The organism is Desulfatibacillum aliphaticivorans DSM 15576 (genome assembly GCF_000429905.1).
GTDB classification, from domain to species: Bacteria; Desulfobacterota; Desulfobacteria; order Desulfobacterales; family Desulfatibacillaceae; genus Desulfatibacillum; species Desulfatibacillum aliphaticivorans.
In genome coordinates, this window is the sequence record NZ_AUCT01000003.1 from 219029 (window position 1) to 244635 (window position 25607).

The window sequence follows — 25607 nt, forward strand, 5'->3', positions numbered from 1 at the left end:
CCTAAAGCTGCAAGGCTTTGGGGCGGTTTTTTTTATGCGTTGAAGAAATCAGCGATGGAAGAACAAGGAATCAGGCGCAGGGCTGATCCAGAAGGTCTTTGACGGCGGACAGGATTTTTTCCCGTTCCAGGGGTTTGGCGAAGGTATGGACGACCCCCATGCGCTGGGGGATGGTCAGGTGGTCTTCGGCGCCCAGAAAGCCGCCGCCGCTCATGGCGATGATCTTCACTCCGGGATATTTCTCGGTAAACTCCTGGATGGTGTCTATCCCCCCTTTCACCGGCATGATGATATCCGTGATGATCATGTCGGCCGGCTCCCGGGCCTGAATATCCAGGGCCTGAGCGCCGTCCCTGGCCTCGGCCACGGCGTAGCCTGCTGTGGCCAGCATTTTCCGCAGCATTTTGCGAATCTGAGAGTCATCGTCAATAACAAGGATGCGAGACATGAGCGGCCTTTCTTTCTGAGTTTTGGGGTGGAGCTTAAAAAATATGCAAATTCCATTCCGAAAGCTGAATTAATTCATCAGCCGGGCAAAGGCCGCTTGATAGCAGCCCGGCGGCGTGCTATCCTATTTTCATAGGATCATCCTATTGTCTTTCCCGGACAATTCACCGCAATCCGGGCCGACCTTCCCGGAAAAAAACTCTTTGTTCTGCGAGAGAATTGTCTGTTTCATGCGTCTTTACGGACTCAAAAGGAGGATGGAATGGCTGGTTCAAACGCCCAAGTCAAGGAACATTCGGTTAAGGAGCCCAAAGGGCTTTCTCCGCGCATAGAATGGCTGAGGGACTACTATTTTCAAGGGGCCGAACGGGCCTGGAACAACGAATACACGGCCTGGACCACGGGCGATCCCTGGGACGAAGTTTATGACGAATTAAGTTTCTACATCGTCCCTGAGACCTACGCTTTTATGCAGACCTTTTGCTCCTCCTACCTCCAGGCTGCCCGGAAAGTACCCCTGAATGGGGAATTTTGGGACTTGAGCCTGCCGGAGAGGCGGGCCTGGTTCGTCAAGAAAGTGATGACCAAACATCTTCCCGTAGAAATTCTGCCGGGAGACCTCATCGCCGGCGGCAGGTTCAACATTCAAACTTCCATGTGCCTGGACGAAAAACAGGCCAAGACCCGCAAGAAACTCGTCCAGGGCAAAAAAGGCAGCCGGGCGGAGATGAAATGGTTCCACGACCATGGATACGGAAACGCCGGCGCCACCTCCGGGCATTTGGTGCCCGGCTACGAAGATGTGCTGAAAAAAGGCTGGAAAGGCGTTCACGACGATCTTGCCTCGCGCCTTGACGCCCTTGGCCCGGAAAACCAGAACTCGCATCAGGCCAACCAGCTAAAGGCCATGATGACCGCCGCGACCATGCCCAGGGATCTGGCGGCGCGGTACGCAAGCCTCATCCGGGATATGGAGCAAAAGGAGTCCGACCCGGACCGCAAAGAGGAATTGGCCCGCATGGCCGCCAACCTGGATCACACGCCCTGGAACCCGCCCCGGGATTTCTGGGAGGCTATCCAGGCCTTGTGGCTCACCCACATGCTGGTTTTGAGCGATGAAAACTATCCCGGGCCGGGCGTTTCGTTCGGCCGGGTGGATCAATATCTCCTGCCCTATTGGGAGGCCTCCATGGCGCGAGGCATGGATCGGGAGTGGGGCAAGGAAATCCTCAAATGCTTCTGGATTCACGCCAACACGGCTTACGACGCCATGATCCGCACGGGCGCCAACGGCGGCATAACCGCCGGCTACGGCCAGTTGATCACCCTCTCGGGCATGGGGCCTGATGGTACCGACCTGACCAACGACCTCACTTACGTGTTTCTGGAGGTCATCGACGAAATGTCGCCCATCCTGGAGCCCAAGCCCAATGTCCGGCTTCACGCCAACACGCCGGAGGAGCTTTACGATCATATTATCGACATGATCGCCGAAAGCCAGGGCGCGCCTTTTCTTTTGAATTTTGACGAACGCTCCATGGCCGGCATGATGCGGGAGGCGGAAAAAGCCGGACGCCAGGATCTGATCAACGAATCCAACGTGTGGCAGTACGCTCCCGTGGGCTGCCTGGAAAACACCATGGTGGGCAACGATCGCTCGGGCACGGTGGACATCAACCTGAACTTGCTGAAGGCCGTGGAGTTCTCCCTGACGGGCGGCGCCGATCTTTCGCCTTATAAAGACACCATCATGGGCAAGGAATACCCCATTGACGCCAGCGGAATTCCCACGGGCGATCCCACGGAGTTCACGGTGTTCGAGGAGTTTTTCGCCGCCTTCGCCAAGCAGACCCGGCATATCATCAAAAAGGCCATGGACCTCTATGAGACCAGCGAAAGCGTGCGGGCGGCCTACCATCCCACGCCTTATTTATCGTGCCTGGTCAAAGGCTGCGCCGAAAAAGGCAAGGACGTCACCCAGGGCGGGGCCGAACTGAGCTTCGTGACCATCGAAGCCGTCACCTTCGCCACCACCGTGGACTCGCTGCTGGCGGTCAAGTATCTTGTCTTTGACGAAAAAATCTGCACCATGGCCGAGTTGATCCAGGCATTGAAGGATAACTGGAAGGGCCACGACATCCTCATGGCCCGGGCCAAGTTCAAAGCGCCCAAATACGGACGGGACGACGACGAAGCCGACGAAATGGCCCGCAAGGTCATGGACCTGTGGACCGAGGAAACCTGGAAATACAAAACAAAATCCACAGGCAGGCAGGCCAGGCCGGGCATGCTTTCGTGGAACTACTGGGTGGGCGACGGCTACATCCTGCATGCCAGCCCGGACGGCAGGCCCCAGGGCCAGTTTTTGTCCAACGCCATCTGCCCTACCAACGGCGCGGACATCAACGGCCCCACGTCCAACGCCAACTCCGTGGGCAAGGTCCTGGGCGGCCGCAAGCCGGGCAAAGGCGATTTCGGCGATTATTTGAACAGCCTGCCCAACGGCGCCAGCCACACCATCACCTTCAACCCCTCCATCCTGGCGGACCCGCTGCACAAAGAGAAGTTCAAGGCCTATCTTAAGGGCTATGTGCAAAACGGAGGCACGGCCCTCCAGATCAACATGCTGGACGCGGACATGCTGCGCGACGCCCAGAAGAACCCGGCCGACTACCGCCATCTTTTGGTGCGCATAACCGGCTACAACGCCTATTTTACAAGCATCGGCAAGGAGTTGCAGGACGAGGTGATTGCCAGATTGTCGCACGAAGGCCTTTAGCCGGATCGGAGGGGGGATGCAGGGCAGGATTTTTTCCATTCAACGGATGTCAACCGAAGACGGTCCGGGAATCCGGACCACGGTGTTTTTAAAAGGATGCAGCTTAAGCTGCACATGGTGCCACAACCCGGAGAGCATTTCCGCCCTGCCCCAGGTGCAGTGGATCGGGTCCCGATGCATCGGGTGCCGGTCCTGCGTGGAGGTTTGCCCTCACAACGCCCTGGAATTGACCAGGGAGGGCATGCAAATCGACCGGGGCTTGTGCGAAGGGTGCGGCAGGTGCGCGGACGAATGCCCCTCCACGGCCATGGAAATGCTGGGGGAGGACAGAACCCTGGAAGACCTGGCCGCGGAACTGGAAAAGGACCGGGCCTATTTTGACAGCTCCGGCGGCGGGGTGACCATCTCGGGCGGAGAGCCCGCGCTCCAGGCGGATTTTGCGGCGTCCCTGCTGCGGATTTGCCAAGAAAAAGGCCTGCACACGGCCCTGGACACCTGCGGCATGGTTAAGTCCGCAGCCCTGGAAAGCATTCTGCCTTTTGCCAATATGGTGCTTTTTGACGTCAAATTTGCAGACACGTCTCTACATAAACGGTTTACCGGCGCCCCCAACGAACAGATTCTGGAAAACCTTGCGCTTGTCGCTGAGTATATGAAACGGCATGAAAATCCACAGGAATTATGGATTCGCACGCCCCTGATACCAGGCGCCACGGCCAATAAAGAGAATATCGTGAATATTGGCAGGTTTCTTGCTAACAATTTAGGACAGGCCTTTTCCCGCTGGGAGTTGTGCGCATTCAACAATCTTTGCAAGGACAAGTACACGCGTCTCGGCAAAGAATGGGACTTTGCGGAAATTCCCCTCATGACGCAGGAAGAAGTGAGCGCCCTGGAGTCGGCGGCCAAGGACTCCGGCGTCAATCCGGAAATCGTGTTCGCCACAGGGGCGACCCGGTCCGGGGAATAATTGACGACCAACGGAAAAAGACCAGTTTTTGGGAGAAGACATGGAATCAAGCGATTTTTTTAATGAAGCGGATATCGCCGCTTTGGAGCCGGAAACCAAAATCGGATTGTTGGCCACCGTCAACCCGGAAGGCCTGCCTCACGTCACGTTAATCACCTCTTTGCAGGCGGGAGGGCCGAAAAAGGTCATGTTCGGCCAGTTCGCCCAGGGGTTGAGTAAAATCCACGTCAAATCCAATCCGCGCACGGCCTTTTTGGTCCTGACCCTGGACCGGAAAATCCGCATGGGCAAGGCGTTGTGGAAGGAATCCAAAACCTCGGGGCCGGAATTCGAGATGTTCAACGAAAAGCCCATGTTCCGTTATAACGCCTATTTCGGCATTCACACGGTGCATTATCTGGATCTGGTGGAAAAGCAGGGCCCCGTGGGTCTGCCTTTATTGCGTCTGGGAGCGGCCATGGCCGCCACGCGCCTGACCGGCAAGTCCGGCGCGGCCTCCAAGGAAAAAGGCGTGCTAAAGCCCTGGGGTAAAAAACTTTTTAACCGCCTGGACGCCATGAAATTCATCTCCTGGGTGGGCGAGGACGGTTTCCCTGTGATCGTACCCGTCCTGCAATGCACGGCGCCTTCGGACAGCCGGCTTGTATTTTCTCCCTTAGCTTATTCCTCTCAATTGAAATCCCTGGAAAAAGGCCAAAACGCCGCCGTGTTCGGTTTGACCATGAAAATGGAGGACATTCTGGTGCGCGGCTTCTTCCGGGGTTATTTTCGCAAAAGGGGGATGACAATCGGCATGATGGATATTAACTGGGTTTACAATTCCATGCCGCCCGTGGCCGGGCAAATATATCCGGAACCGGAATTGAAACCTGTAACGGAGTTCTGATCGACCGATTCGGAGATCATGAATGAATACGGAAAATGACAATCAGCAGCCCATGAACTTCCTCCAAATGCTGCGTAAAGCCGAAGAGGACAAAAAATCCGGGGACATTACTCCGGAATACGCCCACTGGCTCATGGAAACCGAAGGACACCTTCGCGCCTTCATGACCAACGCAAAAAACTTCGCCGTGTACAGGCTGGTTCGGGACGATAACAGCCCCTACGGCGTGGAAGTGGTTTTTGTCAGTCCGTCCATGAAAGACATCCTGGGAGTGGAAGACCCCACCCAGGTGCATTTGTGGTTTGAAAAAGCCCATCCGGACGACTTTGAACGCATCATCCGGGCCAATATGGAGGCTTTTCAGACCCTGAAACTGGATGAAACCATCCGGTACTTTCACGCCCCCACCGAACAATGGCGATGGATCCAGGTTCTGGGGACCGGAAGCCAGGACGCCGAAGGCGAGGCTATGTACGCCAACGGCATTATCATCGACGTCACAGAACAGAAAAAAGCGGAGCAAGCCCATAAGGAAAGCGAAGAAAAATACCGGGATCTGGTGGAGAACATCAATGACGTGCTTTTCGCCCTGGACCGGGAGGGGCTATGCACCTATATGAGCCCTGTCGTGAAAAATGTTTTGGGCGTGGATCCTGACGACCTGGTCGGCAAGTATCTCCATGAGTTCATGCCCGAGCATCAAAAAAAGGCGTATTTAGAAAATATGGCCAAGCTGGACGCCGGCAAGAACCTTAGCTCCGAGTATGAAATTATCGGCCCGGACGGACAATCCCACTGGATACGCACCTCAAGCCGCCCCACCGAAGTGGACGGCAAGGTGACCGGAATACGAGGAACGTTCCGGGACATCACGGATTACGTCAGGGCGCAGCAGGATAAAAGGCGCCTGGAGGAACAGCTGGAGCACTCCCAAAAGCTGGAGGCCATCGGCACCCTGGCCGGCGGAATCGCCCATAATCTCAACAATGTTTTGTATCCCATCGTGGGATATACCGAAATGGCCATAGAAGACATTCCCGAAGACAGCCCAGCCCATGAAAGCCTTCAGGAAGTGCTGTACGCAGCGGACAGAGCCAGGGAGCTGGTGTACCAGATTCTGACCTACTCCCGCCGCTCCGAGGAAAAGCTGGAGGCCCTGGACCTGAACCCCATCATGAAGGAGGTCATCAAGCTCATTTCCGCGGCCGTGCCCTCCACCATCAAGGTGGAGCAAAGCCTGGCCCCGAACATCCCGGCCATCCTGGCGGATGCAGCCCAAATCCACCATGTGGTCATGAACTTGTGCACCAACGCCTACCACTCCATGCGGGACACGGGAGGAATCCTGGACATCACCCTGGGCTTCGTGGAAATAAAGCAAGACCAGGATGCGCCCGTCCCAAACATGCCGCCCGGCGGATATGTCAAAATCAGCGTTTCGGACCAGGGCCAAGGAATAGACGAAGGGATACGGGACAGGATATTCGAGCCTTACTTCACCACCAAGGGAGTGGGGGAGGGCACCGGCATGGGGCTCGCCCTCACCCTAGCCATCGTCACCAAAGTGAACGGGTTTATCAACGTCACCAGCATTCCGGGAAGAGGCTCCACCTTTGACCTGTATTTTCCGTCCACGGACAAAGCCCCGGTCATATCCATCCCGGAATTCCACGGGCCGGCCCCCAGAGGCGGAGAAAGCATCCTCCTGGTGGAGGACGATCAACAGATTCTTCACATGACCCAGCAAATGCTGGAGCGGCAGGGATACCGGGTAGATCCGTACGACAGCGGCATAGACGGTTTGGAAGCCTTTTACAAAAACCCGAAAAAATACGACCTTGTCATTACGGACATGACCATGCCCCTCATGACGGGAGACCAATTGGCCGTGGAAATCATGCAAAAAAGCCCGGACACGCCCGTCATTCTGTGCACGGGGTTCTCCGAGCATATTTCCCAGGAGCAGGCCGAGGCTCTGGGCGTGGCCGCCTTCCTCATGAAGCCCATGGCGCGCAACCGGGTCGCCGGCATCGTCAGACGGGTTCTGGATAAGGCCAAAATGAAAAAGGATTAGGTTTTATAAGGCTTGGTTGCATTTCTCGCACAATGATGGCATGTTTGCCCATATACGACCAAACGCCATCTAAAAAGGGAAAGCAGCATGCAAATAGAACATACGCCCAATGAAAACCAAGCCCCGGACCAGAACGCCCGCCGCTGGGCGGCCCTTTGCCATATAGGAGGCCTGCTCGGTCTGCTGGCTCTTCCATCCATTGCAAACATCCTGGTTCCCTTAGTGCTTTGGCTGATCAAAAAAGAATCCCATCCCTTTATCGACCAGGAAGGCAAAGAGGCCTTGAACTTCCAGATCTGCACCACCATCTACACCTGGGTGACCGGCCTGCTCTGTTTTGTGCTGATAGGCTTTGTCATCGCGCCTGTGCTGGCTATCTTCGTGCTGGTGGTCTGCATCATCGCAACGGTGAAAGCCGCCGACGGCGCGGGCTACACGTATCCTCTGACCATCCGGTTTATCAAGTAACACATTCCGCCGCAAAAGGCGTTTTCCATGGGCTGGGGAGATTCTTCTTGACAGGAGACGACCGGTCTACTAATAATAGCCTCATGAAAAACGAAACCAAAGAAAAAATCCTCCAGCACGGCGCCAGACTGGTCTACCAAAAGGGATTCAACCATACCGGCATCGGCGAAATCCTCAAGGCCGCCAAAGTCCCCAAGGGATCCTTCTACCATTACTTCCCCAGCAAAGAGGATTTCGGCCTGGAACTTCTGGATTATATGGCCGTCTGGGCCGCGTCCGTGGGCATCGCCGCTTTGTACGACAAGTCATACACGCCTCTGGAACGGCTGAAGAACTTCTTCCAGGCTTATGAAGACAACTTTGAGCGCATGAACTACACGGGCGGCTGCCCGGTGGGCAACCTGTGCCTGGAAATGAGCGACCAGAGCGATCCGTTCCGGGAAAAGCTGGAAAAAATTCTGGAGCAGATGCGCCGGGGAATCGCCAAAGTGTTGGAAGAGGCGGTCAAGGCCCGGGAGGTCCCGGAGGATCTGTCCGTGGAGGCCACAGCGCACTTTATCATCAGCGCGTGGCAGGGGACCCTGCTTCAGACCAAGGTCATGAAAAACGGCGAATCCATTCAAGTGTTCAAACGCATTGTATTTGAGCAGCTTCTGCAAAACAGGCAACCGTTGTAAAACCTATAACCTCGCATTTTTAAGGAGGGCGATCATGGGGCAATGGCATAAATCGGGATGCGTGCTTTGCGCGCAAAACTGCGGACTGGAATTGCTGGTGGAAGACGGCAAGATTGTCAAGTCCAGGCCGGACAAGGACAATCCCCGGAGCGAGGGCTACGCCTGCCGCAAGGGGTTGAACGTGCGTTATCATCAATACCCCAAGGATCGCCTGACCGAGCCCTTGAAAAAGGTTAACGGCAAGTTCGAGCCCGTCGCGTGGGACCAGGCCATCAGCGAAATCGCCGAAAAGATGCAGGCCATTCACAAGGAGCACGGTCCCAGGGCTCTGGCCTATATGGGCGGCAGCGCCCAGGGCGGGCACCTGGAAGCCACCTTCGGCCTGACCTGGCTGCGGAATCTTGGGTCCAGGTACTATTACTCCTCGGCCGGGCAGGAGTTTTCCGACTCGTGGTGGCTGTTCGGGCGCATGCTGGGCAAGCAGTACAACGTGGCCGCTCCTGACGAGCACGCCGCCGAGGTTTTGATCGCCTGGGGCTGGAACGGCATGATGAGCCACCAAATGCCCCAGGCCAGGAAGACCCTGCGCGCCATTTCCAAAGCCCTGGATAAAATGCTCATTGCCGTGGACCCGCGCAAGAGCGAAACCGCGGCCATCGCCAACATGCACGTGGCGGTTCGTCCCGGCTCGGACGCCTTGCTGTTAAAGGCCATGATCGCCATTATTGTGGAAAAGGGCTGGGAGAAGGCCGAATACATCCAGGCCAACGTGGAAGGCTGGAACGCGATAAAATCCTGGTTTGAGGGGTTTGACTACAAGTCGGCCATCGCAGCCTGTGAACTGGATTTGGGCCAGATCCTGGAATTCTGCCGCATCCTGGCGACTAAAAAATGGTGCGTGCACCCGGACCTGGGCTTGTACATGGGCCGCAAAGGCGTATACAGCCTGTATCTGCTCAATGTTCTGGCCGCCATTTGCGGACGCTTTTGCGTACGCGGCGGAAACGTCATCCCAGGATTCGTGGTTCCCATGGGATTTCATGCCGATGAACGGGACCCCAAGACGTGGCGCACCATGGCCACGGACATGCCTCCGGTTGCTGCGGGCTCCTTTCCTCCGGCTGTCATGCCTGAGGAGATTCTTTCGGATAATCCCCGGAAACTGCGCGCCGTGTACGTGAGCGCCGTCAATCCGCTACGCTCCTACCCGGACTCCCAGGCTTATGAAGAGGCTTTCAGCAAGGTGGATTTGCTGGTGGTCAACGATATCGCCATGACCGAAACAGCCCGGCTGGCGGACTACGTGCTGCCCTGCCGGACCTTTTACGAGTCCTACGACGGCACATTTTTTCCCAACAATTTTCCGGAGGTGTTTTTTCAGATTCGCAAGCCCATTGTGGAGCCCCCGCCCCTTTGCCGCGAGTCCTCCCAGATCACCACCATGCTGGCCGACAAAATGGGCCTGACTCCTGAAATTCCCCAGGAGTTGAAAGAAGCCGCCAAAGGAGACCGCCTGACCTTCGGCGCCAAACTCATGGAGTTTGCAGGCGCGAATCCCGACGCCATGAAGGTCATGCCCCTGGTGCTGGCCAAGACATTGGGCGAGGAATGGGATTCCGCGGCGCTGGCCGCTATTTGGGGATTGTTCATGACCGCGCCCAAGGCGTTCAGGGAAAACGCCGCCCGGGCCGGATTCGAGCCGGGCCTGGACATGGGAGACCGGATCTTCCAGGCATTGATGGATAATCCTCAGGGCCTTTGGGTGGGAATAGTGGATCCTGACGAGAATTTGAGCCAGATCAAAACCCCTTCGGGCAAGGTGGAGGTTGTCATCCCTGAACTGGAGGAAGGCGTCAAAGCCCTGGATGCAAAGTCCGAATCCGTAGACATGGTCATGCCCAAGAGCTTCCCCTTGATTCTCCATGCGGGAAGGCATATGGACTACAACATCAACACCCTCATGCGCAATCCCGAATGGAACAAAGGCAAACGCGCCTGCACCGTGGCTGTGCATCCCAGCCAGGCGGAGGCGCTGGGCCTGAAGGACGGCCAGCAGGTGGAAGTGTTCACCGAAGCGGGTTCGGCCCAAGGGGAGTTGCAGACAAGCGACCAGATCCGCGAGGGTACGGTGTTGATCCCCCACGGCTTCGGCCTGCAGTATGGGGATGAAGTATACGGCCTGAATGTAAATCATTTGACTAAAAACACCCATCGCAGTACCTTGGGCACCCCCATTCACCGGTTTGTGCCGTGCAGGGTGGAAGCAGTCTAAACAATCGCCGGCTTGAAAAGCGATTTATACGGGAGAAGGGCAAGCACCTCTCCCGTTCGATTCCCGTCGCGCAGGCCGTGGCATCAACACCAAGCAACTGGGACTCCCAAAATTTATTCAGGAAGTTTGATGAAGACAATTTGCGGCAACACGTACGAACATTATTTGGATATGGTGAAAAATTTCCACGGCCACCTGGCGCCGGGAATGCTCATAGGCGGCTTTATGGTGGACGCCGCCGTCAACAACCTCCCTCAAGGGGAATTTTTTGACGCCGTTTGCGAAACCAGGGCGTGCCTGCCGGACGCCATCCAGCTTTTAACTCCATGCACCATCGGCAACGGCTGGCTTAAGATTCTCAACATGGGTCTCTTCGCGTTGACCATGTTCGAGAAATTCGACGGCGAAGGGATTCGGGTTTATGTGGACCCGCCCAAACTGGAGCCCTGGCCGGAAATAAAATCCTGGTTTTTCAAATTAAAACCCAAAAAGGAACAAAATTTCGAGCTTCTCCTGAAACAGATTTCCGATGCGGGAGCGGATTTCTGCTCCCTGGCGAAAGTCCAAATGAAGCCCGAGTATGTGGACCATAAAAGGCGCAAAGGCTTTGACATCTGCAGGCAGTGCGGCGAAGCCTATCCCTGGGAGGACGGCAGCCTGTGCCTTTCGTGCCAGGGGCAAAATCCCTACGTGACAGCAGCCAAGACGCCCGAGCTATCCATATCGCCCGCCCCGGACTTGACGGCCGTCAATGTCGAGGAATCCGAAGGCATGCACGCCCTGCACGATATGACGCGGATCATCCCCGGCGAGGAAAAAGGCCCGCTCTACAAAAAAGGCCAACAGCTTAAAGGCGCGGACGTGTGCCGTTTGCAGAAAATGGGGCGCACCCGGGTGTATACGGCTGAAAAAAATAATCCCGGCGCCGAGTGGGTGCATGAGGACGAAGCCGCCCTGGCTTTCGCCAAGGCCATGGCAGGCGACGGCGCAGCTTTTACGGATAACCCCAGGGAAGGCAAGGCGGAAATCATCGCGGACCGGGACGGCCTGTTGACCGTGGACGTCCTGGCCTTGGAGGCATTCAACTCGGTCCTGGGCGTTGCCTGCGCCGGGCGGCATTCCCACACCGTGGTCAAAAAGGGCGACAAGCTGGCCGGAACCCGCGCCCTGCCCCTGTATCTGCACAGGCAGTATTTCAATCAGGCCATGGACGGTCTGGTGCACAGGCCCGTGTATCAGGTGCATCCCATGCGGCAGGCCAAAGTCGGGGTACTGGTCACAGGCACCGAGGTTTTTCAGGGCCTGGTGCAGGATAAATTCACGCCCATCATTCAAAAAAAGGTGGAGCATTACGGAAGCCAGGTCATTTGCTCGGACATTGTGGCTGACGACAGGGACGCCATCAGCGCTTGCGCCAAAAAATTCGTGGAGGCGGGCGTGGATCTTTTGGTGACCACGGCCGGACTCTCCGTGGATCCCGACGACGTCACCCGCCTGGGCCTGACGGACGCCGGCGCCGAAAACCTGCTGTACGGCGCCCCCATCCTCCCGGGAAACATGACCCTTTTGGCCAACATGGGCGAAACCCAGGTCATCGGCGTGCCGGCCTGCGCCTTGTTCCACGAACGCACCAGCTTCGACCTTTTACTGCCAAGGCTTTTGGCGAACCTGGAAATCACGCGCAAGGACCTCGCCAAAATGGGCCACGGCGCTTTTTGTCTTGACTGCAAAACATGCATCTACCCCAGATGCGGTTTCGGCAAATAACCCCCATAAAAAGAGGAGACAAGACATGCCTTTACTCAAGACCGTCAAACCGGAGGAAGCAACGGGAGTCACCAAGGAAGCCTATTCCATCTTTGAAAACATGGGCGCCCCGGTGGCCCTGCCCATGCAGATGATGAGCATCAGCCCATTTTTCGTGGAAGCCCAGGGAAACGGCCTGAAGTATTACATCTCCCATCCCAACCTGAAATTCCCCCTGCTGGCCCACATCCGCATGCTGGTGGCCTACAACGAGGGATACGAGTACTGCATCGCATTAAATGAAGGCATGCTCAAAATGCTGGGCGGCCTCTCCCAGGAGGACGTCGACGCGGTCAAGGCCGATCCCTCCAAGGCCAAACTGGACGACAAGGACAAGGCCATGCTCCTGTACGTGCTCAAAGTGACCCAGGACCCGGCCATGTCCTCGGCCGAGGACATCGCGGCGCTGAAGGATATGGGCTGGGCCGAACAGGACATCTTCGAAGCGGTCCAGCACGGACTTGGCATGATCACCGCCGGCATGGCCTTTAAAATCTTCAAAATGTCGGAATAGCCCGCCAATTTATTTTTGATAATCCAAAACGCCCTCCCTGGAATCGATTCAGAGAGGGCGTTCCTTTTGAGTCATACTGTTAACCACGGAAAGCACAGACCACACGGAAATCAAAACGCCGGGCGTTGACTCCGCGCTTTAAAAAAATGCCCCAAATCAATAGGCGCCCCCGCCTTAAGGCCTGAATTTTTTGTTTGGGCGGCGCCGGCGGAGCAGTATCCTGCCAGTGTGCGTAAGCATTTTTTTCATGCCTGATCATTTCCCATAACCTGTGAATCGTAATAAACCTGTTTGTCTCCAAACTGTTATGATTCCTTTTTGCAGACTGACCCTTTCCGGGTGTTCGTCAGCCCCTGCCTTTTGAAAAAAGAATCCTTACGGACCCCGGCAGCATAAAACAAAGACGCTGCCGCGGGCGCCCCAACTACTCTTTCGTGATGCCAGGTTAAACCTTGGCCTTTCGAAAGCACTTGCAAAAGGCAATAAATGGGAGTGCACGGTCTTGCCGTAAAGTCGCCGCTACGCCATTCCCTTTTGAACGAGTTCCGCCAAGAATCTGGAAAAGGGCTTTATGTTCAAGTTTACGCTGGCTTCCTCCAGGGCGGCCATGTATTGGCTGCGGGTTTCAACGGGGATGACTGCCCACGGGTAGCCGCCGCTGGCCAGCATGACGTTCATCAAAAACCTGGCCATGCGGCCGTTCCCGTCCATATAGGGATGGATATAAACAAAGAAAAAATGCCCTAAAACCGCCCTCACAGCCGGTTCGTTCTCCCCTTCCAATAGCGAAAAAAATGCAGGCATAAGGTCGCGCACAGCCTCCCATCTGGGCGGGACATGCCTTGATTCCCGGATATAGACAGGCTGGTTACGGTATCCCGCAAGGTCGGACGGGGCCACAAGCCCCGCGTTGACGCCCGGGGCGAATAACTCTCTGTACCATGTGGAATGATCCCTACCCGCCGCCGCCCCCGGGGAGCCGCCGTTCAGAATCGTTGCCAGACTATTTTTTACCGCCTGAAAAGATTGCCAGTATCCGCGAGCAGCCAGAGCATCCGCGTATTCCTGATCCTTCCGGTTTGTTTCCGGGTCCCAATCGCCCGAGCGAACGCGGTCAATCAGCTCCCTGCTGACGCGATATCCTTCGATGGAAAGGGAATGATAGGCGTCGGTAAGATAAATCTCATCCACACGCTCGAGATACTTATCCACCTTCATGGGCGGTGAAGGAGCCTGGGGAAAGTTTTCCAGGACAACGCCGCGCATATCCGCCCAGTGCATCCGAATCCGGTTTACGTAGGGAGAACGCTCCCGGCCGCTGAAATCAATGGAAGGTTTTTGTTCAAAAGGATCGTCTTCGATAATGCTAAATCCGGCGGCCTTCATGGCCTCGACGATATTGTCGGCAATGTCGCCTCTCCCAATATTTCGAAAAGCGCCGGCAAGCCTTCCGGCTACTGTGCTGTGTCCGCCTTCGAGAAGTTTGTGTAAAATCCCGGAAGCGTCCGAGATCATGGAAAGCGCCGCCCGGGCGTCCACGGCATTATTAGGGTAATAGCTGGGAGCGCATGCAATCAAGGCGGCGGGCAGGGTCATAATCCGCAAATTTTCCTTGCTTGTAATATCTTTTTTTTCCGGCAGTTTTAGACGCAGGTCCAGGATGGACGTCCCGTGAAGAAGGGTTACCGGTTTGTTGCCTCCTTTGGGGGTGCGAACAACCAATTGACCGGGAACGCTCCAGTTCCCGCTGTGAATGCGCAATGACTGCTCAGGAGACAAGCACCACTGGCCGCCGAATCTTGCTTCAAGATAATCCGCGCAAAAGCTCCAGTAGGATGCATACCAGGCCGTACTCTCTCCAGCCGGTTCATCCGGGCGGGACGGAACGTACCATCCCTTCATCACTTCCTTAATGAACCCGTTTTTGACCAGACGCTCCCGGTGCGTGCGCGTCATATTTTTTGTATGAATCGCAACAATGCCTTTGTCCTGCAGTTTTTTCAGGACAGCCAGGGATTGCGCGAGTTTTTCTTTCGTCGGCGCCATTTTCCAAACCTTATAAATGTATACCTTGGCGGAATTTCAGGTTATTATGCTTAAGCATTTTTAGGTTATCAAGCCTAAGTGTTTTTAGGTTATCGTGTCAAGTGATTTTTAGGTTATTCGGTTGTGCGATTTTTAGGTTATCGTGTCATGGCGTTTTTAGGTTATTCGGTTGCGGCTATGCAGATGCCCTTAAGGAATTAAAATAGCCCCCCTGAGCCTTGCCGGAAATAATTGCAGCAAAATCCGCCTTGTGGTAGTTTAATCCCAATTTCGCATGACAACAACCTTGGAGCGGGGAGGGATTCTATGAAGCTGCCTGAGAAGGGATTGCCTGAGGACAAAATCTTTGAAGCCTTACAGGACTTTCGGAAAAACGACGTCAAGTGGAAGGACGGCAGGGTTTTTGGATACGTCTTCGATCCGGGCGCGGAAGTGCAGCATACGGCCAAGCAGGCGTACAACGAATTCCTTTCGGAAAACGGGCTGGACTTCACCGTGTTCCAAAGCCTGCAAAGGCTGGAAAAGGAGCTTGCCGCATTCGGCGCCCAACACCTGCGGGGCGGAGATCAGGCGGTGGGCAACTTCACGAGCGGAGGCACGGAAAGCATCATCCTGGCGGTTAAGGCGGCCCGGGATTATTATCGGGAAGAATGGCCTGGAGTTACAGCCCCGGAAATCATCCTGCCCACCACGGCCCATGCCGCCTTTTACAAGGCCGCCCATTACCTGAATCTTAAAGTGCTCCAGGTTCCTGTAGATCCTCAAACATACCAAGTAGACCCCGAAACTGTCTGGCAAACGATTACTGATGACACTATTATGCTGGTGGGGTCCGCGCCCACCTATTCCCAGGGCGTGATCGATCCCATCGAGGATTTGGGGAAAATTGCGCTAAAAACGGATCTGTGGCTTCATGTCGACGCGTGCATGGGCGGATTTTTGCTGCCCTATTTCAAGCGCCTGGGAGAGCCTGTGCCGGATTTCGACTTTTCCGTACCCGGGGTTTCGTCCATGTCCATGGATCTCCACAAATACGCCTATTGCCCCAAAGGCGCTTCCTTGGTCATGTATCGGGACAAATCCTTGCGCAAGCATCAGATCTTCGCCTGCGCGGAATGGATCGGGTACACCATCATCAATAATGCGGTGCAAAGCTCCAAGTCCGGCGGCCCCATGGCTGCGGCCTGGGCCGTGCTGAATCGCATCGGGGATCAGGGGTATTTGGAAATCGCCCGGAAAAAGCTGGAAGCCGTCAAGAAAATCACGGCCGGCATCCCCAGGATCAAGGGCCTGCGGCTGTTGGCCCAACCCCAGATGACGCTCATCGCCTTCACCTCGGACTCCGTCAACGTTTTCCATATTATCGACGAGATGAACTCCCGGGGATGGTACATCCAGCCGGCCCTGTCCTACGACAATTGCCCGGCGCACATCCACCTTTCCGTGTCCGCCTCCAACGTGGGGTGGGAGGACAAGCTCCTGGAAGACCTGGAGGAATGCACGGCCATCGCGGCTGGCATGCCGGAAGGCGAGTTGGTGACCTCCCTGCGGCCCATGCTTCAGGACCTGGATTTGTCCAACGCCACGGACGAGGATATCAACGGGCTGTTGGCCATGGCCGGCCTGGAGGGGCAAGGCCTGCCGGATCGCATGGCGGAAATCAACGGGGTGCTGAACCTGCTGCCAGCCCCGGCTCGGAAAAAAATCCTGGTGAGCTTTGTAAACGACCTGTTTGTGCAGTAACCGGAGCATGAGACGCCTATGAATGCGCCCTTTGAGTTTAACTCCATGCTGGTTTTCGCCTGGTTATCCTTCTTTCTGATCATGGGCCTTTATTTGCGGGCCAGAGTCGCCTTTATCCAAAAATTTCTATTCCCAAGCTGCCTTGTGGGAGGATTCGCCGGGCTCGTCGCCATGCAGACCGGATTGTTGAACATAGAAACCGATGCGCTGGAAAACTTCGGGTATCATTTTTTTAACGTATCGTTCATCTCCGTGGGCCTTACCCGGAACGATGCGGAAGACGAAGCCGGGGCGAAAATCGCCGGCGTGAAAGGCCCAGCCTAGATGGCTTTGATCCAGGGCTTGACCTTTCCCATGCAGGCGGTGATCGGCGGCCTGTTCGTGTTGATTTTCGGCGCATTGGGCTTTGAGCTTTTCAGCACCTTCGGGTTTTTGGTCCCCCTGGGGTTTAACGAAGGCCCGGGCCAGGCTCTGTCCATCGGCAAGGCCTGGGAGGCGGTGGGGTTCGCCGACGGCGCCACTATCGGCCTGACCTTCGCCGCCGTCGGGTATTTTTTCTCCTTTTTCGTCGGCGTGCCTTTGGTGAACTACGGCATGCGCAAGGGGCGGGCTTTTCACGGGGGAGAAAACCTCAGCCCGGACTGCGTGTTGGGCGTTTTCTCCCCGGGCGTGGATTGCGAAAACGCAGGCAAGCTGACCATCCACTCGGGCAACGCCGAAACCATGGCATTTCAGGCGGCCCTGATCGGCGTGGTGTACGGGCTGACCTACGCCTTCATCCGAATGGCGGCTTCTTTCTTACCGCCGGACGTGGGCGCCATTTTATGGGGTTTTTTCTTCTTTTTCGGCCTGGGCGCGGCCCTGGTATTGCAAAAAATTATGTCCCTGGCCGGACTGGGACACATTGCCGACCCGGGGGTGCAGCGCCGGATCACCGGCTGGTCCGTGGATTATCTGATTGTCGCCACGGTCATGGCCATCCAATTAAGAGTGGTCTGGGAGTACATATTGCCCATCGCCGCTATATCCATCGCCGTGGGGCTGAGCACCACTTTGGTCATAATCTGGTTCGGCAGGCGGGTTCCGGGCTACTCCCTGGAGCGCACGGCCGCCATCTTCGGCACGGTAACGGGCACGGTATCCTGCGGCCTGTTGCTGCTGCGCATTGTGGACCCTGAGTTCCGCACTCCCGTGGCTTATGAAATCGCCGTGATGAACGCCTTCGCCCTGCCCATTGTGGGAGGGGGAACGGTTCTGGTCAACGCCCCCTTATGGTGGGGATGGAGCGTGTGGCAAACCATGCTGGTGTTTGTAGGAGTAATGGCGGTTTCATTGATTTTGTTATTGATGTTGGGGCTGGTGGGTAAAAAGGCGGCGGATTGACGTTTGATCAAAATATGATGGACGCCCCCGCGCCCAGCAGCAGGACAAACACCAGGATAGTGAAGGCGTTCTCGTTAATCCAAACGTGCAGTTTTTCCCCGATCACAATTCCCAATAGGATCATGGGAAACAAAAGCAGGTTGTAGGTCAGGGTGACGCCCGTGACCCTTCCGGAAACAAGATAATAGGCGGTGAGGACCAGATTCAGGATGGTCCACAGGGCCGCCAGGGTGCTCCTGAAAGACGCCTTGGGCATGTTCAGGCGGCTGAGGGCGTAAATCAACAGCGGCCCGCCGGAAGCGTAAATCCCGTGCACCACTCCGGCTGCTGCAGTAAATCCTTTGAAGCCCCAGGCCTCCAACGGCCTGATTCGGGTCTTATTCCTGAGCCTGATCCACAACTCCCGGCTTGAAAGCAACACCACGAACACCCCGAATATCCTTTTCAACAAAACCCCTTCCGCCAGGCTGAACAAGGCCATGCCAATCAAAAGGCCCGCGCCCATGGCCGGCAGAATTTGTCTAAACAAAACCGGCTTATCGATAAACCGGCGGTGACGCGTCGTAAGGTAAGCGTTTAAAAACAGATCCAGGGGCACCAGAATGGGCAGCAAAAACGGAATGGGATACAGATGGGAGCCCAGGGTGACGGCGATAATGGTGGAGCCGAACCCGGAAAAAGTCTGCACCGTGTAGGACAGCAGGACGATTCCCGCCAGGATGAATAATGAGGGATCGATGGATTCCAACATGAGGCTCCGTTCCTGAAAACAGACGGGCAAGGAAGATTCTTTTAAAACATGGGAATCAGGCTCTTGGTGATCTTCGCCGTCGCGATGACTTTTTCTCCCAGGGTGACTTTGGTCTGCAAAAAGCAAATGCTCCTGCCCCTTTTAATCACCTCGGATTTGAAACGGATTTCGTCCCCCAGCATGGCGGCGCGCATGACCGAAACCTGGATGTCGTGGGTGACGGCCTCGGTATCGTCATCCAACAGGCTCAGAAGCCCTGCATAAGCGCATACATCCGACAGAGTGTAGATAATTCCCCCGTGCAATGTGCCCTGGGGATTGATGACGTTTTTATTGATCGTCAGGACGATCTCGCCGCATCCGTTTTCGGATTTGATGTCCGTGACGCCCAGAAATACGTGCAATGGATTGGAAATGACTTCCCGCAGTCTTTTGCTCACGTTGATTATTCCTTCTGTAGGGAATGGGGTCAAGTCTACGTTTGACGTTTGAGGCGTTTTTTGGGGTTTCAAGCGTCAAACGTAGACTTGACCCCATAGTACATATGCTGCGCCGTTCTTATAACCCGGAAAGAAAAACAAAGCAAACCAAAGCGGCGCGAACAGTCATGGACGGGAAAATCCAAATTGCCGCCGCTCAGGGTATTTCAGAACAATTTCAAAAGGACGCGATGCTTATCTTTCGTTTTTGCAAGGTATATTGGCCTTCTTCGTCCTCCACCCACCGAAACATCTCCTTGATGTCATCCCCTGCACAGAAGGTGTCGCCCGCTCCCTTGAAAACCACAAACTTGATCTTGGTGGATCGCTTGACCGTCTCCACGGCCTCCACCAGCCGGTAGGAAAGCTCCATGCTCAGGGCGTTGCGCACCTCGGGCCGGTTCAGGGTGATCCGTGCGACGTCTCCGTCCATTTCCAGGATTAAAATGTCTTGGCTCATTCTTTCTTTTTCTCCTTGGTTGGGATTTTTGAGGAATTGCGGCCGCTGATTTTACTTGCAAATAAAAAGTAAATTTATCCTGCCTTATTTTACTTGCTATTTGCAAGCATTTTTTTTATAATTATAAAAATTTTTCGGAAAGGATTGAAAATACTTTGAAAAAAAACAAAGATCACCGTACTTGCTCCGTGGGCAGGGTTTTGGAAATATTGGGAGACCGGTGGACTTTCATGATTTTGCGGGAGGCCTTTTTTGGGGTCCGCTATTACGATCAATTTCAGGCCAATCTTGGGATCGCCTCCAATATTTTGTCAGACCGTTTGAAATCCCTGGTCAGCAACGGAATTTTGAACAAGAAGAAGGACCCGGAGGACGCCAGGCGGGTGGTGTATCGTTTTTCCCAAAAGGGCGTGGAGCTGTATTCGGTCACACTGGCGCTGATGCGTTGGGGGGACAAATGGCTTTCGGGCGAGGAAGGGCCGCCTTTGAGGCTGCACCACAAGACCTGCGGGCACGATTTGGAGCCCATGATGTGCTGCGCCCATTGCCGGGAGGAGATTCGGGCCTTTGACGTGAGTTACGAAAGCGGCCCCGGCCTGGATAAAAGCGAGGAGGAGGCAGATTAGCCGGGGGGAATTTGAGCAAACACGCCAACCAACGCCGGACGGACTTTGAATTTTTGGACCGGGATCCGGGCCTGGATTTTTTACGCGCCCTGTCCGTGGTGTGCATGACGGCCGCCCATTTTTCCTATCATCTGCCCCATCTGACCGCAGCGAGCAGGATCCTGCAATTTTTTTTCGAGTTGGCCCCGCCGTTGTTTTTCTTCAGTTTCGGCATGACATTCGACCGTTTTTTCTCCAAAGGTCCGGCCGAAATGCGGGTGCGCAGCCGCCATTTTTTCTACCTGACCCTGTGCGTAAACCTTTTGTTTCATAGGCGATTGCTGGCTTCGGATTTTTTTTGGTTTTTGTGGTTCTGGCAGGCTGCGGCCGCCCTGGCCGAGAGTTTTTCCGGCTCCCTGACCCGGCTTTGGGGATTGATGACAGTCCTTATCGCCGCCGCCCTGTTTATCTTTCCCTTCACCTCGGTAAGCAACGTGTTCAGCCTGGGCATGCCCGGATCTTTTCCCCTAATCCCCTGGGGCGGGCTTGTTCTGGCGGGAATCGTCTTTTCCCGCTTGGGAGGGAAGCCGGCCAGGGACTTGGCGGCCGGCGCCATTTTATTGTCCGCGGGATTGGGGCTGGGCCTGGCCGGGCGCATGGGCGTATGGAGCAACCTGGTTTTGATTCGCTGGCCCATGTCCGGGCCGTATTTTTTAACCGGCCTGGGCTTTGTCATTTTTGTGACAAGCGCCGTCAGGCTTTGGACTCCCGTCTATTACTCCCTGACGCGGATATCCAAGGCTTGTGAATACATTTCCAAAAACCTGCTGCTGTTCGTAGTGCTTCACTTCGCCGCATATGTACCTGTGGTTCTGTTTATGGGGATTTTCGGCGGCATGGACCTGATCTGCACCCATCCGGGGCTGAACGCCGCATTCCTGCTGACAGGGGGCGCGGCCTCCGCGGCTGTGCTGGTTTTGATGGTTATGGCGGCAAAGGCTTTATGGCCGGCCGTAAAAAACGCCTGGCCTTTTAAAATGGCGAGAAAAAATTTTGACCTGACCGCGATCCTGATGATTGCTGCGGTAACGCTTTTCGGCGGAGATGCAACGCATGTTCCCACAGCCTGGACCTTCACCCTGACCGACGCCGTCATCTGGTTTATGATGTGGTATTTCGCCCTGGAAATGAAGCAATAAGCCGTCGGCGCCGGCGTTTAACGCCCCTAAAAAACATTGGGGCGGCGGGCCTTTTGCGCTTTAAAAGCGAAATTTTTTTTATCCCACGCGTTTATCCAGCCATTCCAAAATGTCGGAAACCGGCTTTTCCCAGTTCAAATCATTATGGGTTTCGTGGAAGTAGCCGTCGTATTCAATGCGCGTTTTATCTTCGATGGTTATTTTTTCAAAAAACTCCCTGCTGCATTTGGGATCCACCAATCGGTCGTCTCCGCCGTGAATGATAAGGATCGGCGTTTTCAAATCCCCAGCGTGTTTGCGCACCCATTTGATGGCGGAGCCCATTTCGGCGCCGAATCGGGCCGAAGCCAGGCTATGGACCATGGGGTCTTTTTTGTAGTCCATGACCACTCTGGGATCCCGGGAGATGTCGTTGGACTCCAGCTTGGAGTCCAGGGTGAAGCTGGGTATGACGTAGGAAATCAGCTTGCCGATCAGAAGCAGCACAGGACTGACGGCGCCCTGGGTGAGTGCAGGGCCTGAGATGACCGCGCCGTCGATGCCGTCGGGCAAACGCAGAAGGAATTCCAGGGCGATAAGGCCGCCCAGGCTGTGTCCCATGAGGAACAGGGGCTTGTCCGGCTCTTTTTCCCGCACCAGTTGGAGAAAGGCGAAGACGTCGGTGCGGAAATCCTCCCAGTTGCTGATGTGGCCCCGTTTTCCAAAGGATTTTCCATGCCCCCGGTTGTCAAAGCTGTACACGGCGTATCCGGCGGGAACCAGAACATTCACCACATTGGCGTATCTGCTGCTATGCTCTCCAAACCCATGGACAATGGCCAAAACCGCTTTGGCGTCCTGATCCGGGCGCCAACGCTGGTAATACAGGTCCTGCCCCGGTCCTCTTTGAATAATTCCTTCCAAGTGTTCCATTATGCACCCCCGGACGAAAGCTGAGCTATTCCGCAAATATCATGGTATGGGCTTTGCATTGCCAATAATCGAGTTTTTGAAACTGACAAGACTTTCATCAAGCATCTATTGCACTTGCTCTTTCACGTCAAGGCGTAAATTTAAAACCAACTCGGGGTAAATCAATATAATAGTCTAAAAATATGGAAAATTCATATCATGAAAAAAACATGCCCGACGGCGCAATCCGAAGCGAGGAAATTCTTATAGCCCAACGGGATTTAAGCATAGCCCTGGCCGGCGCCGTCAATATTGACGAGGCTGCAGTCACCTGTCTGGATGCAGCGCTCAAGATTACGGGGCTGGACGTGGGCAGCGTCCATTTAATCGATCCCATTAAGGGAGCACGGTTAGTTGCAAACAAAGGCCTTTCCCAAACCTTTTTGAATGAATTACTCCGGCTGGCCATGGATTCTTCGCAAATGCGTTTGATCCTGGATGGCCAACCCATATACGCCAATGCAGGCTCCCCTCCCTGGAATCAGATCAAAGGCCTGGATTCGGAGCATCTGTCGGGCATGGGGCTTATTCCCATTATGCATGGCGCCAAGGTGATCGCCTGCTTTGGGCTGGCTTCGCACAAACTCAAGGCTGTGCCCGTCGAAGCCCGCACGGCCATCGAACTTATAGCAACCACGGTGGGCAACGCCATCGCCAGGATTCAGGCGCAGGAAGCCCTGGTCGAGAGCGAGGAGAAATTCCGTTTTTTGGCGGAAAACCAAAAAGACGTGGTGCTGTCCGTTGGTTTGGACCGCACAATTCGCTACTGCAGTCCGGCCATTAAGGAATTCGCCGGATACGGGCGCGACGAGGTTGAAGGGCGGGACTTTTTGGATTTTGTCGTGGAGGATAAGGACAGACGGTTTTTAGGCGACTATACTCCGGAGCAAGCCCAGAAGCGAGACGCCCTGACCGTGGAGTTCTTGTTTCAGCCCAAAAGCAGAGACCCGTTTTTTGTCGAAATTGTGACCACGCGGCAGTTTGAGAACAACCGTGTGATCGCCCTTAACGTCATCATGCGGGATATTTCCAGACGCAAACGGGCCGAACAATCCCTTGAAAACAACGAAAAGCAGCTTCGCTCCCTCATGGAGGCCCCGGCCAATTTCGCCGTGTACCGCCTGCAATACAGTCCGGAGAATCCGTTAAGCGTCTCCGTCGTGTTTGCCAGCCCTTCGTTAAAAACCATCTTCGGCATCGAAAATCCCATGGATTTCGATACATGGTGGGATATCATTCATGAAGACGACAGGACCGCTTTTGCTCAGGGGATGCTTATCTCCATGAATCAAATGAGCTTTCAAAGGAGCGCCCGATATTGTCATCCCGATGGAAGCCGGAGCGGGTGGCTGAAGGTAATCGCCAGCAACACGTTTGACGACATGGGCAGGCCGGAATACACAAACGGCGTGGTGTTGGACATCACGGGCCGCATGGAAGCGGAAAGAAACCTGATCGAGTCCAAAAGGGAACTGGAGCAAAGCGAGGAAAAGTACCGCTTGCTGGTGGAAAACGCCAACGAGGCCATTGGAATCATTCAGCACAACGTCCTGAAATTCCCCAATCAGGCCATGTGCAGCCTTTTGGGATATGACGGAAATGAGACGAATTATATTGACGTTTTTAAACAAATTCATCCCCTGGATAAAGGGCGGGCGCGGGACGCCTTTGAGCACTTGCTTGACTCCGACGAACCCCATAAATCCCTCAGCCTAAGGGTTGTTGCGCGTTCAGGCGCCACCAAATGGGCTACGGCCAACCTGGTCCGGATCAAATGGGAGGATGAACCCGCGGCCATGGCCATTATCCGGGATGTGACCAATGAAAAGCACCTGGAAACCAAATTGCGGCAGGCCCAAAAAATGGAGGCCATCGGCACCCTTGCCGGAGGCATCGCCCATAATTTCAATAACCTTTTGAATATCATCATGGGCTTTACGGAACTGACCATGTCGGACATGAGGCCTAAAACAAGATCCAGGGAAAACCTGCAGCAAGTGCTGAACGCTTCCCACAGGGCCAAAGACCTGGTCAGCCAAATCCTGACATTCTCCCGCCAGGACTCGATGGAAAAGTCGCCTATCAATTTGGGGTCTTTGGCGGCCGACGCCGTTAGATTGCTCCAAGCCACCCTGCCGGCGACAGTTGTGGTGAACTCTAAAATCCCTCCGGAGCCCTGCCCTATCAAAGGCAATGACACCCAGATTAAGCAGCTCATCATGAATCTGGGAACCAACGCCGTCCAGGCTATGAACGGAAAGGGCGGAACCCTGTCCCTTTTATTGGATAATGTGGAAGCGGAAGCCTGGGAATTGGAGATGGAGGCGCCGGGACTGCTGATTCCGGCCATACGATTGATGGTCACGGATACGGGCCGCGGCATGGACGCCAAAACCCTGGCGCAAATTTTCGATCCTTATTTTACAACCCTGGAGCCCGGGCAAGGCACAGGGCTTGGCCTTTCGGTCGTCCACGGGATTGTGAAAGCCCATGGCGGTTCTATTTCCGTGCGAAGCACGCCGGGCAAAGGGACATCCTTTACCGTGCTGTTTCCCAGGCTGGAGGACGCGATTATGGAGGCGCCCAAGAAACCATCCATCGCCCTGGGCGAGGGAGAGCGCGTGGTTTTCGTCGATGATGAACCTTCCATCGCGGAGTTGGGAAAAAACCTGCTGGAAAAGCTGCAATACAAGCCGGTCATATTTACCAGCCCGTTAAAAGCGTTGGAATATCTGCAGGAAGGGGGGGAGCCCGTCGACCTTTTGGTGACGGACCAGACCATGCCCATCATGACCGGCGAAGCGTTGATACACAAGGTGCGGGAGTTTGCTCCGGACCTTCCGGTGATCGCATGCACGGGGCACAGCGATTTTTTCGATCGCGCCAAGGCCGCGAAACTGGGGATCCAGGCCTTTTGCACCAAACCTTTGTCGTTGGTTCAGTTTTCCGGAACCGTGCGAAAAGTGCTGGATGATTTCAAGAAGAGCACAGGCCGCTAAAGCCGGGCCGCCATAATATTCTATCGATGAATTTCACGGGGACGCATTACGCTTTTCCTCGCTCTTGCCTTATGAATTGTCGGACCGCCGGGGAGATA

The 25607-nt window shown here is 55.2% G+C and carries 21 protein-coding genes; 15 read left to right on the forward strand and 6 right to left on the reverse strand.

Annotation, left to right across the window (positions count from 1 at the left end):
* Positions 1-70 precede the first annotated feature (70 nt).
* Entirely contained in the window at positions 71-448 is a 378-nt protein-coding gene (locus G491_RS0105245; protein ID WP_028313834.1) for a response regulator, read from the reverse strand.
* 261 nt (positions 449-709) lie between these two features.
* On the opposite strand from G491_RS0105245, the gene G491_RS0105250 reads away from it, so the two are divergent.
* The 9 genes from G491_RS0105250 (at position 710) to G491_RS0105290 (ending at position 12893) form a co-directional block, all read left to right on the forward strand.
* Positions 710-3226 carry a pyruvate formate lyase family protein gene (locus G491_RS0105250; RefSeq protein ID WP_028313835.1) on the forward strand — a complete coding sequence of 839 codons (2517 nt, stop codon included), beginning with the start codon at positions 710-712 and terminating at the stop codon, positions 3224-3226.
* Between the two features lie 16 nt (positions 3227-3242).
* On the forward strand, positions 3243-4196 hold the full coding sequence (locus G491_RS29505; RefSeq protein WP_051327048.1) for a glycyl-radical enzyme activating protein: 954 nt from the start codon (positions 3243-3245) through the stop codon (positions 4194-4196).
* A gap of 40 nt (positions 4197-4236) precedes the next feature.
* On the forward strand, positions 4237-5082 hold the full coding sequence (locus tag G491_RS0105260; RefSeq protein WP_028313836.1) for a pyridoxamine 5'-phosphate oxidase family protein: 846 nt from the start codon (positions 4237-4239) through the stop codon (positions 5080-5082).
* 22 nt (positions 5083-5104) lie between these two features.
* Positions 5105-7156, forward strand: a complete 2052-nt coding sequence (locus G491_RS33395) for a hybrid sensor histidine kinase/response regulator (protein WP_051327049.1) — start codon at positions 5105-5107, stop codon at positions 7154-7156.
* An 87-nt stretch (positions 7157-7243) separates the two neighbouring features.
* Positions 7244-7624, forward strand: a complete 381-nt coding sequence (locus tag G491_RS0105270; RefSeq protein WP_051327050.1) for a DUF4870 domain-containing protein — start codon at positions 7244-7246, stop codon at positions 7622-7624.
* Positions 7625-7671: 47 nt separating this feature from the next.
* Positions 7672-8301: a TetR/AcrR family transcriptional regulator gene (locus G491_RS0105275; protein WP_169829389.1), complete on the forward strand. Its 630-nt coding sequence runs from the start codon at positions 7672-7674 to the stop codon at positions 8299-8301.
* Positions 8302-8335: 34 nt separating this feature from the next.
* Positions 8336-10573 carry a molybdopterin-containing oxidoreductase family protein gene (locus tag G491_RS0105280; RefSeq protein ID WP_028313839.1) on the forward strand — a complete coding sequence of 746 codons (2238 nt, stop codon included), beginning with the start codon at positions 8336-8338 and terminating at the stop codon, positions 10571-10573.
* Positions 10574-10702: 129 nt separating this feature from the next.
* A complete protein-coding gene (locus tag G491_RS0105285; protein ID WP_028313840.1) occupies positions 10703-12340 on the forward strand; it encodes an FmdE family protein in 1638 nt (545 codons plus the stop codon).
* A gap of 25 nt (positions 12341-12365) precedes the next feature.
* Positions 12366-12893 (forward strand): carboxymuconolactone decarboxylase family protein, encoded by a 528-nt coding sequence (locus tag G491_RS0105290; RefSeq protein ID WP_012609306.1) that lies wholly within the window; start codon positions 12366-12368, stop codon positions 12891-12893.
* A 519-nt stretch (positions 12894-13412) separates the two neighbouring features.
* On the opposite strand, the gene G491_RS0105295 is transcribed toward G491_RS0105290, so the two are convergent.
* Complete coding sequence (locus G491_RS0105295) at positions 13413-14939, reverse strand: Fic family protein (RefSeq protein ID WP_028313841.1); 1527 nt, start codon at positions 14937-14939, stop codon at positions 13413-13415.
* A gap of 306 nt (positions 14940-15245) precedes the next feature.
* On the opposite strand from G491_RS0105295, the gene G491_RS0105300 reads away from it, so the two are divergent.
* From G491_RS0105300 to G491_RS0105310, 3 genes are read left to right on the forward strand one after another with little or no spacing between them, the layout of a single operon-like run.
* Positions 15246-16682, forward strand: a complete 1437-nt coding sequence (locus tag G491_RS0105300) for a pyridoxal phosphate-dependent decarboxylase family protein (RefSeq protein ID WP_028313842.1) — start codon at positions 15246-15248, stop codon at positions 16680-16682.
* A gap of 18 nt (positions 16683-16700) precedes the next feature.
* Positions 16701-17006, forward strand: a complete 306-nt coding sequence (locus G491_RS0105305) for a hypothetical protein (RefSeq protein ID WP_028313843.1) — start codon at positions 16701-16703, stop codon at positions 17004-17006.
* Positions 17007-18065, forward strand: coding sequence for a hypothetical protein (locus tag G491_RS0105310; protein ID WP_028313844.1), 1059 nt, complete (start codon positions 17007-17009; stop codon positions 18063-18065). It begins immediately after the preceding gene.
* A 7-nt stretch (positions 18066-18072) separates the two neighbouring features.
* Here G491_RS0105310 and G491_RS0105315 read toward each other — a convergent pair whose 3' ends face one another.
* The 3 genes from G491_RS0105315 to G491_RS0105325 all read right to left on the reverse strand — a co-directional run bounded on the left by G491_RS0105315 (position 18073) and on the right by G491_RS0105325 (position 19755).
* Entirely contained in the window at positions 18073-18816 is a 744-nt protein-coding gene (locus G491_RS0105315) for a sulfite exporter TauE/SafE family protein (RefSeq protein ID WP_035217792.1), read from the reverse strand.
* A 41-nt stretch (positions 18817-18857) separates the two neighbouring features.
* Complete coding sequence (locus tag G491_RS0105320; RefSeq protein WP_012609301.1) at positions 18858-19256, reverse strand: PaaI family thioesterase; 399 nt, start codon at positions 19254-19256, stop codon at positions 18858-18860.
* A 217-nt stretch (positions 19257-19473) separates the two neighbouring features.
* A complete protein-coding gene (locus G491_RS0105325; protein WP_028313846.1) occupies positions 19474-19755 on the reverse strand; it encodes an enoyl-CoA hydratase/isomerase family protein in 282 nt (93 codons plus the stop codon).
* 155 nt (positions 19756-19910) lie between these two features.
* Between G491_RS0105325 and G491_RS0105330 the strand changes: the two genes are divergently transcribed.
* Entirely contained in the window at positions 19911-20381 is a 471-nt protein-coding gene (locus G491_RS0105330) for a winged helix-turn-helix transcriptional regulator (protein WP_028313847.1), read from the forward strand.
* A gap of 11 nt (positions 20382-20392) precedes the next feature.
* Positions 20393-21559, forward strand: coding sequence for a heparan-alpha-glucosaminide N-acetyltransferase domain-containing protein (locus tag G491_RS0105335; protein WP_028313848.1), 1167 nt, complete (start codon positions 20393-20395; stop codon positions 21557-21559).
* A 78-nt stretch (positions 21560-21637) separates the two neighbouring features.
* Here the strand turns inward: G491_RS0105335 and G491_RS0105340 are convergent, their stop codons facing one another.
* The gene (locus G491_RS0105340; protein ID WP_012609297.1) at positions 21638-22471 is read right to left on the reverse strand and encodes an alpha/beta hydrolase; all 834 of its coding nucleotides are present in this window, start codon (positions 22469-22471) and stop codon (positions 21638-21640) included.
* A gap of 209 nt (positions 22472-22680) precedes the next feature.
* Between G491_RS0105340 and G491_RS33400 the strand changes: the two genes are divergently transcribed.
* Positions 22681-25509: a hybrid sensor histidine kinase/response regulator gene (locus G491_RS33400; protein WP_169829390.1), complete on the forward strand. Its 2829-nt coding sequence runs from the start codon at positions 22681-22683 to the stop codon at positions 25507-25509.
* Positions 25510-25607 lie beyond the last annotated feature (98 nt).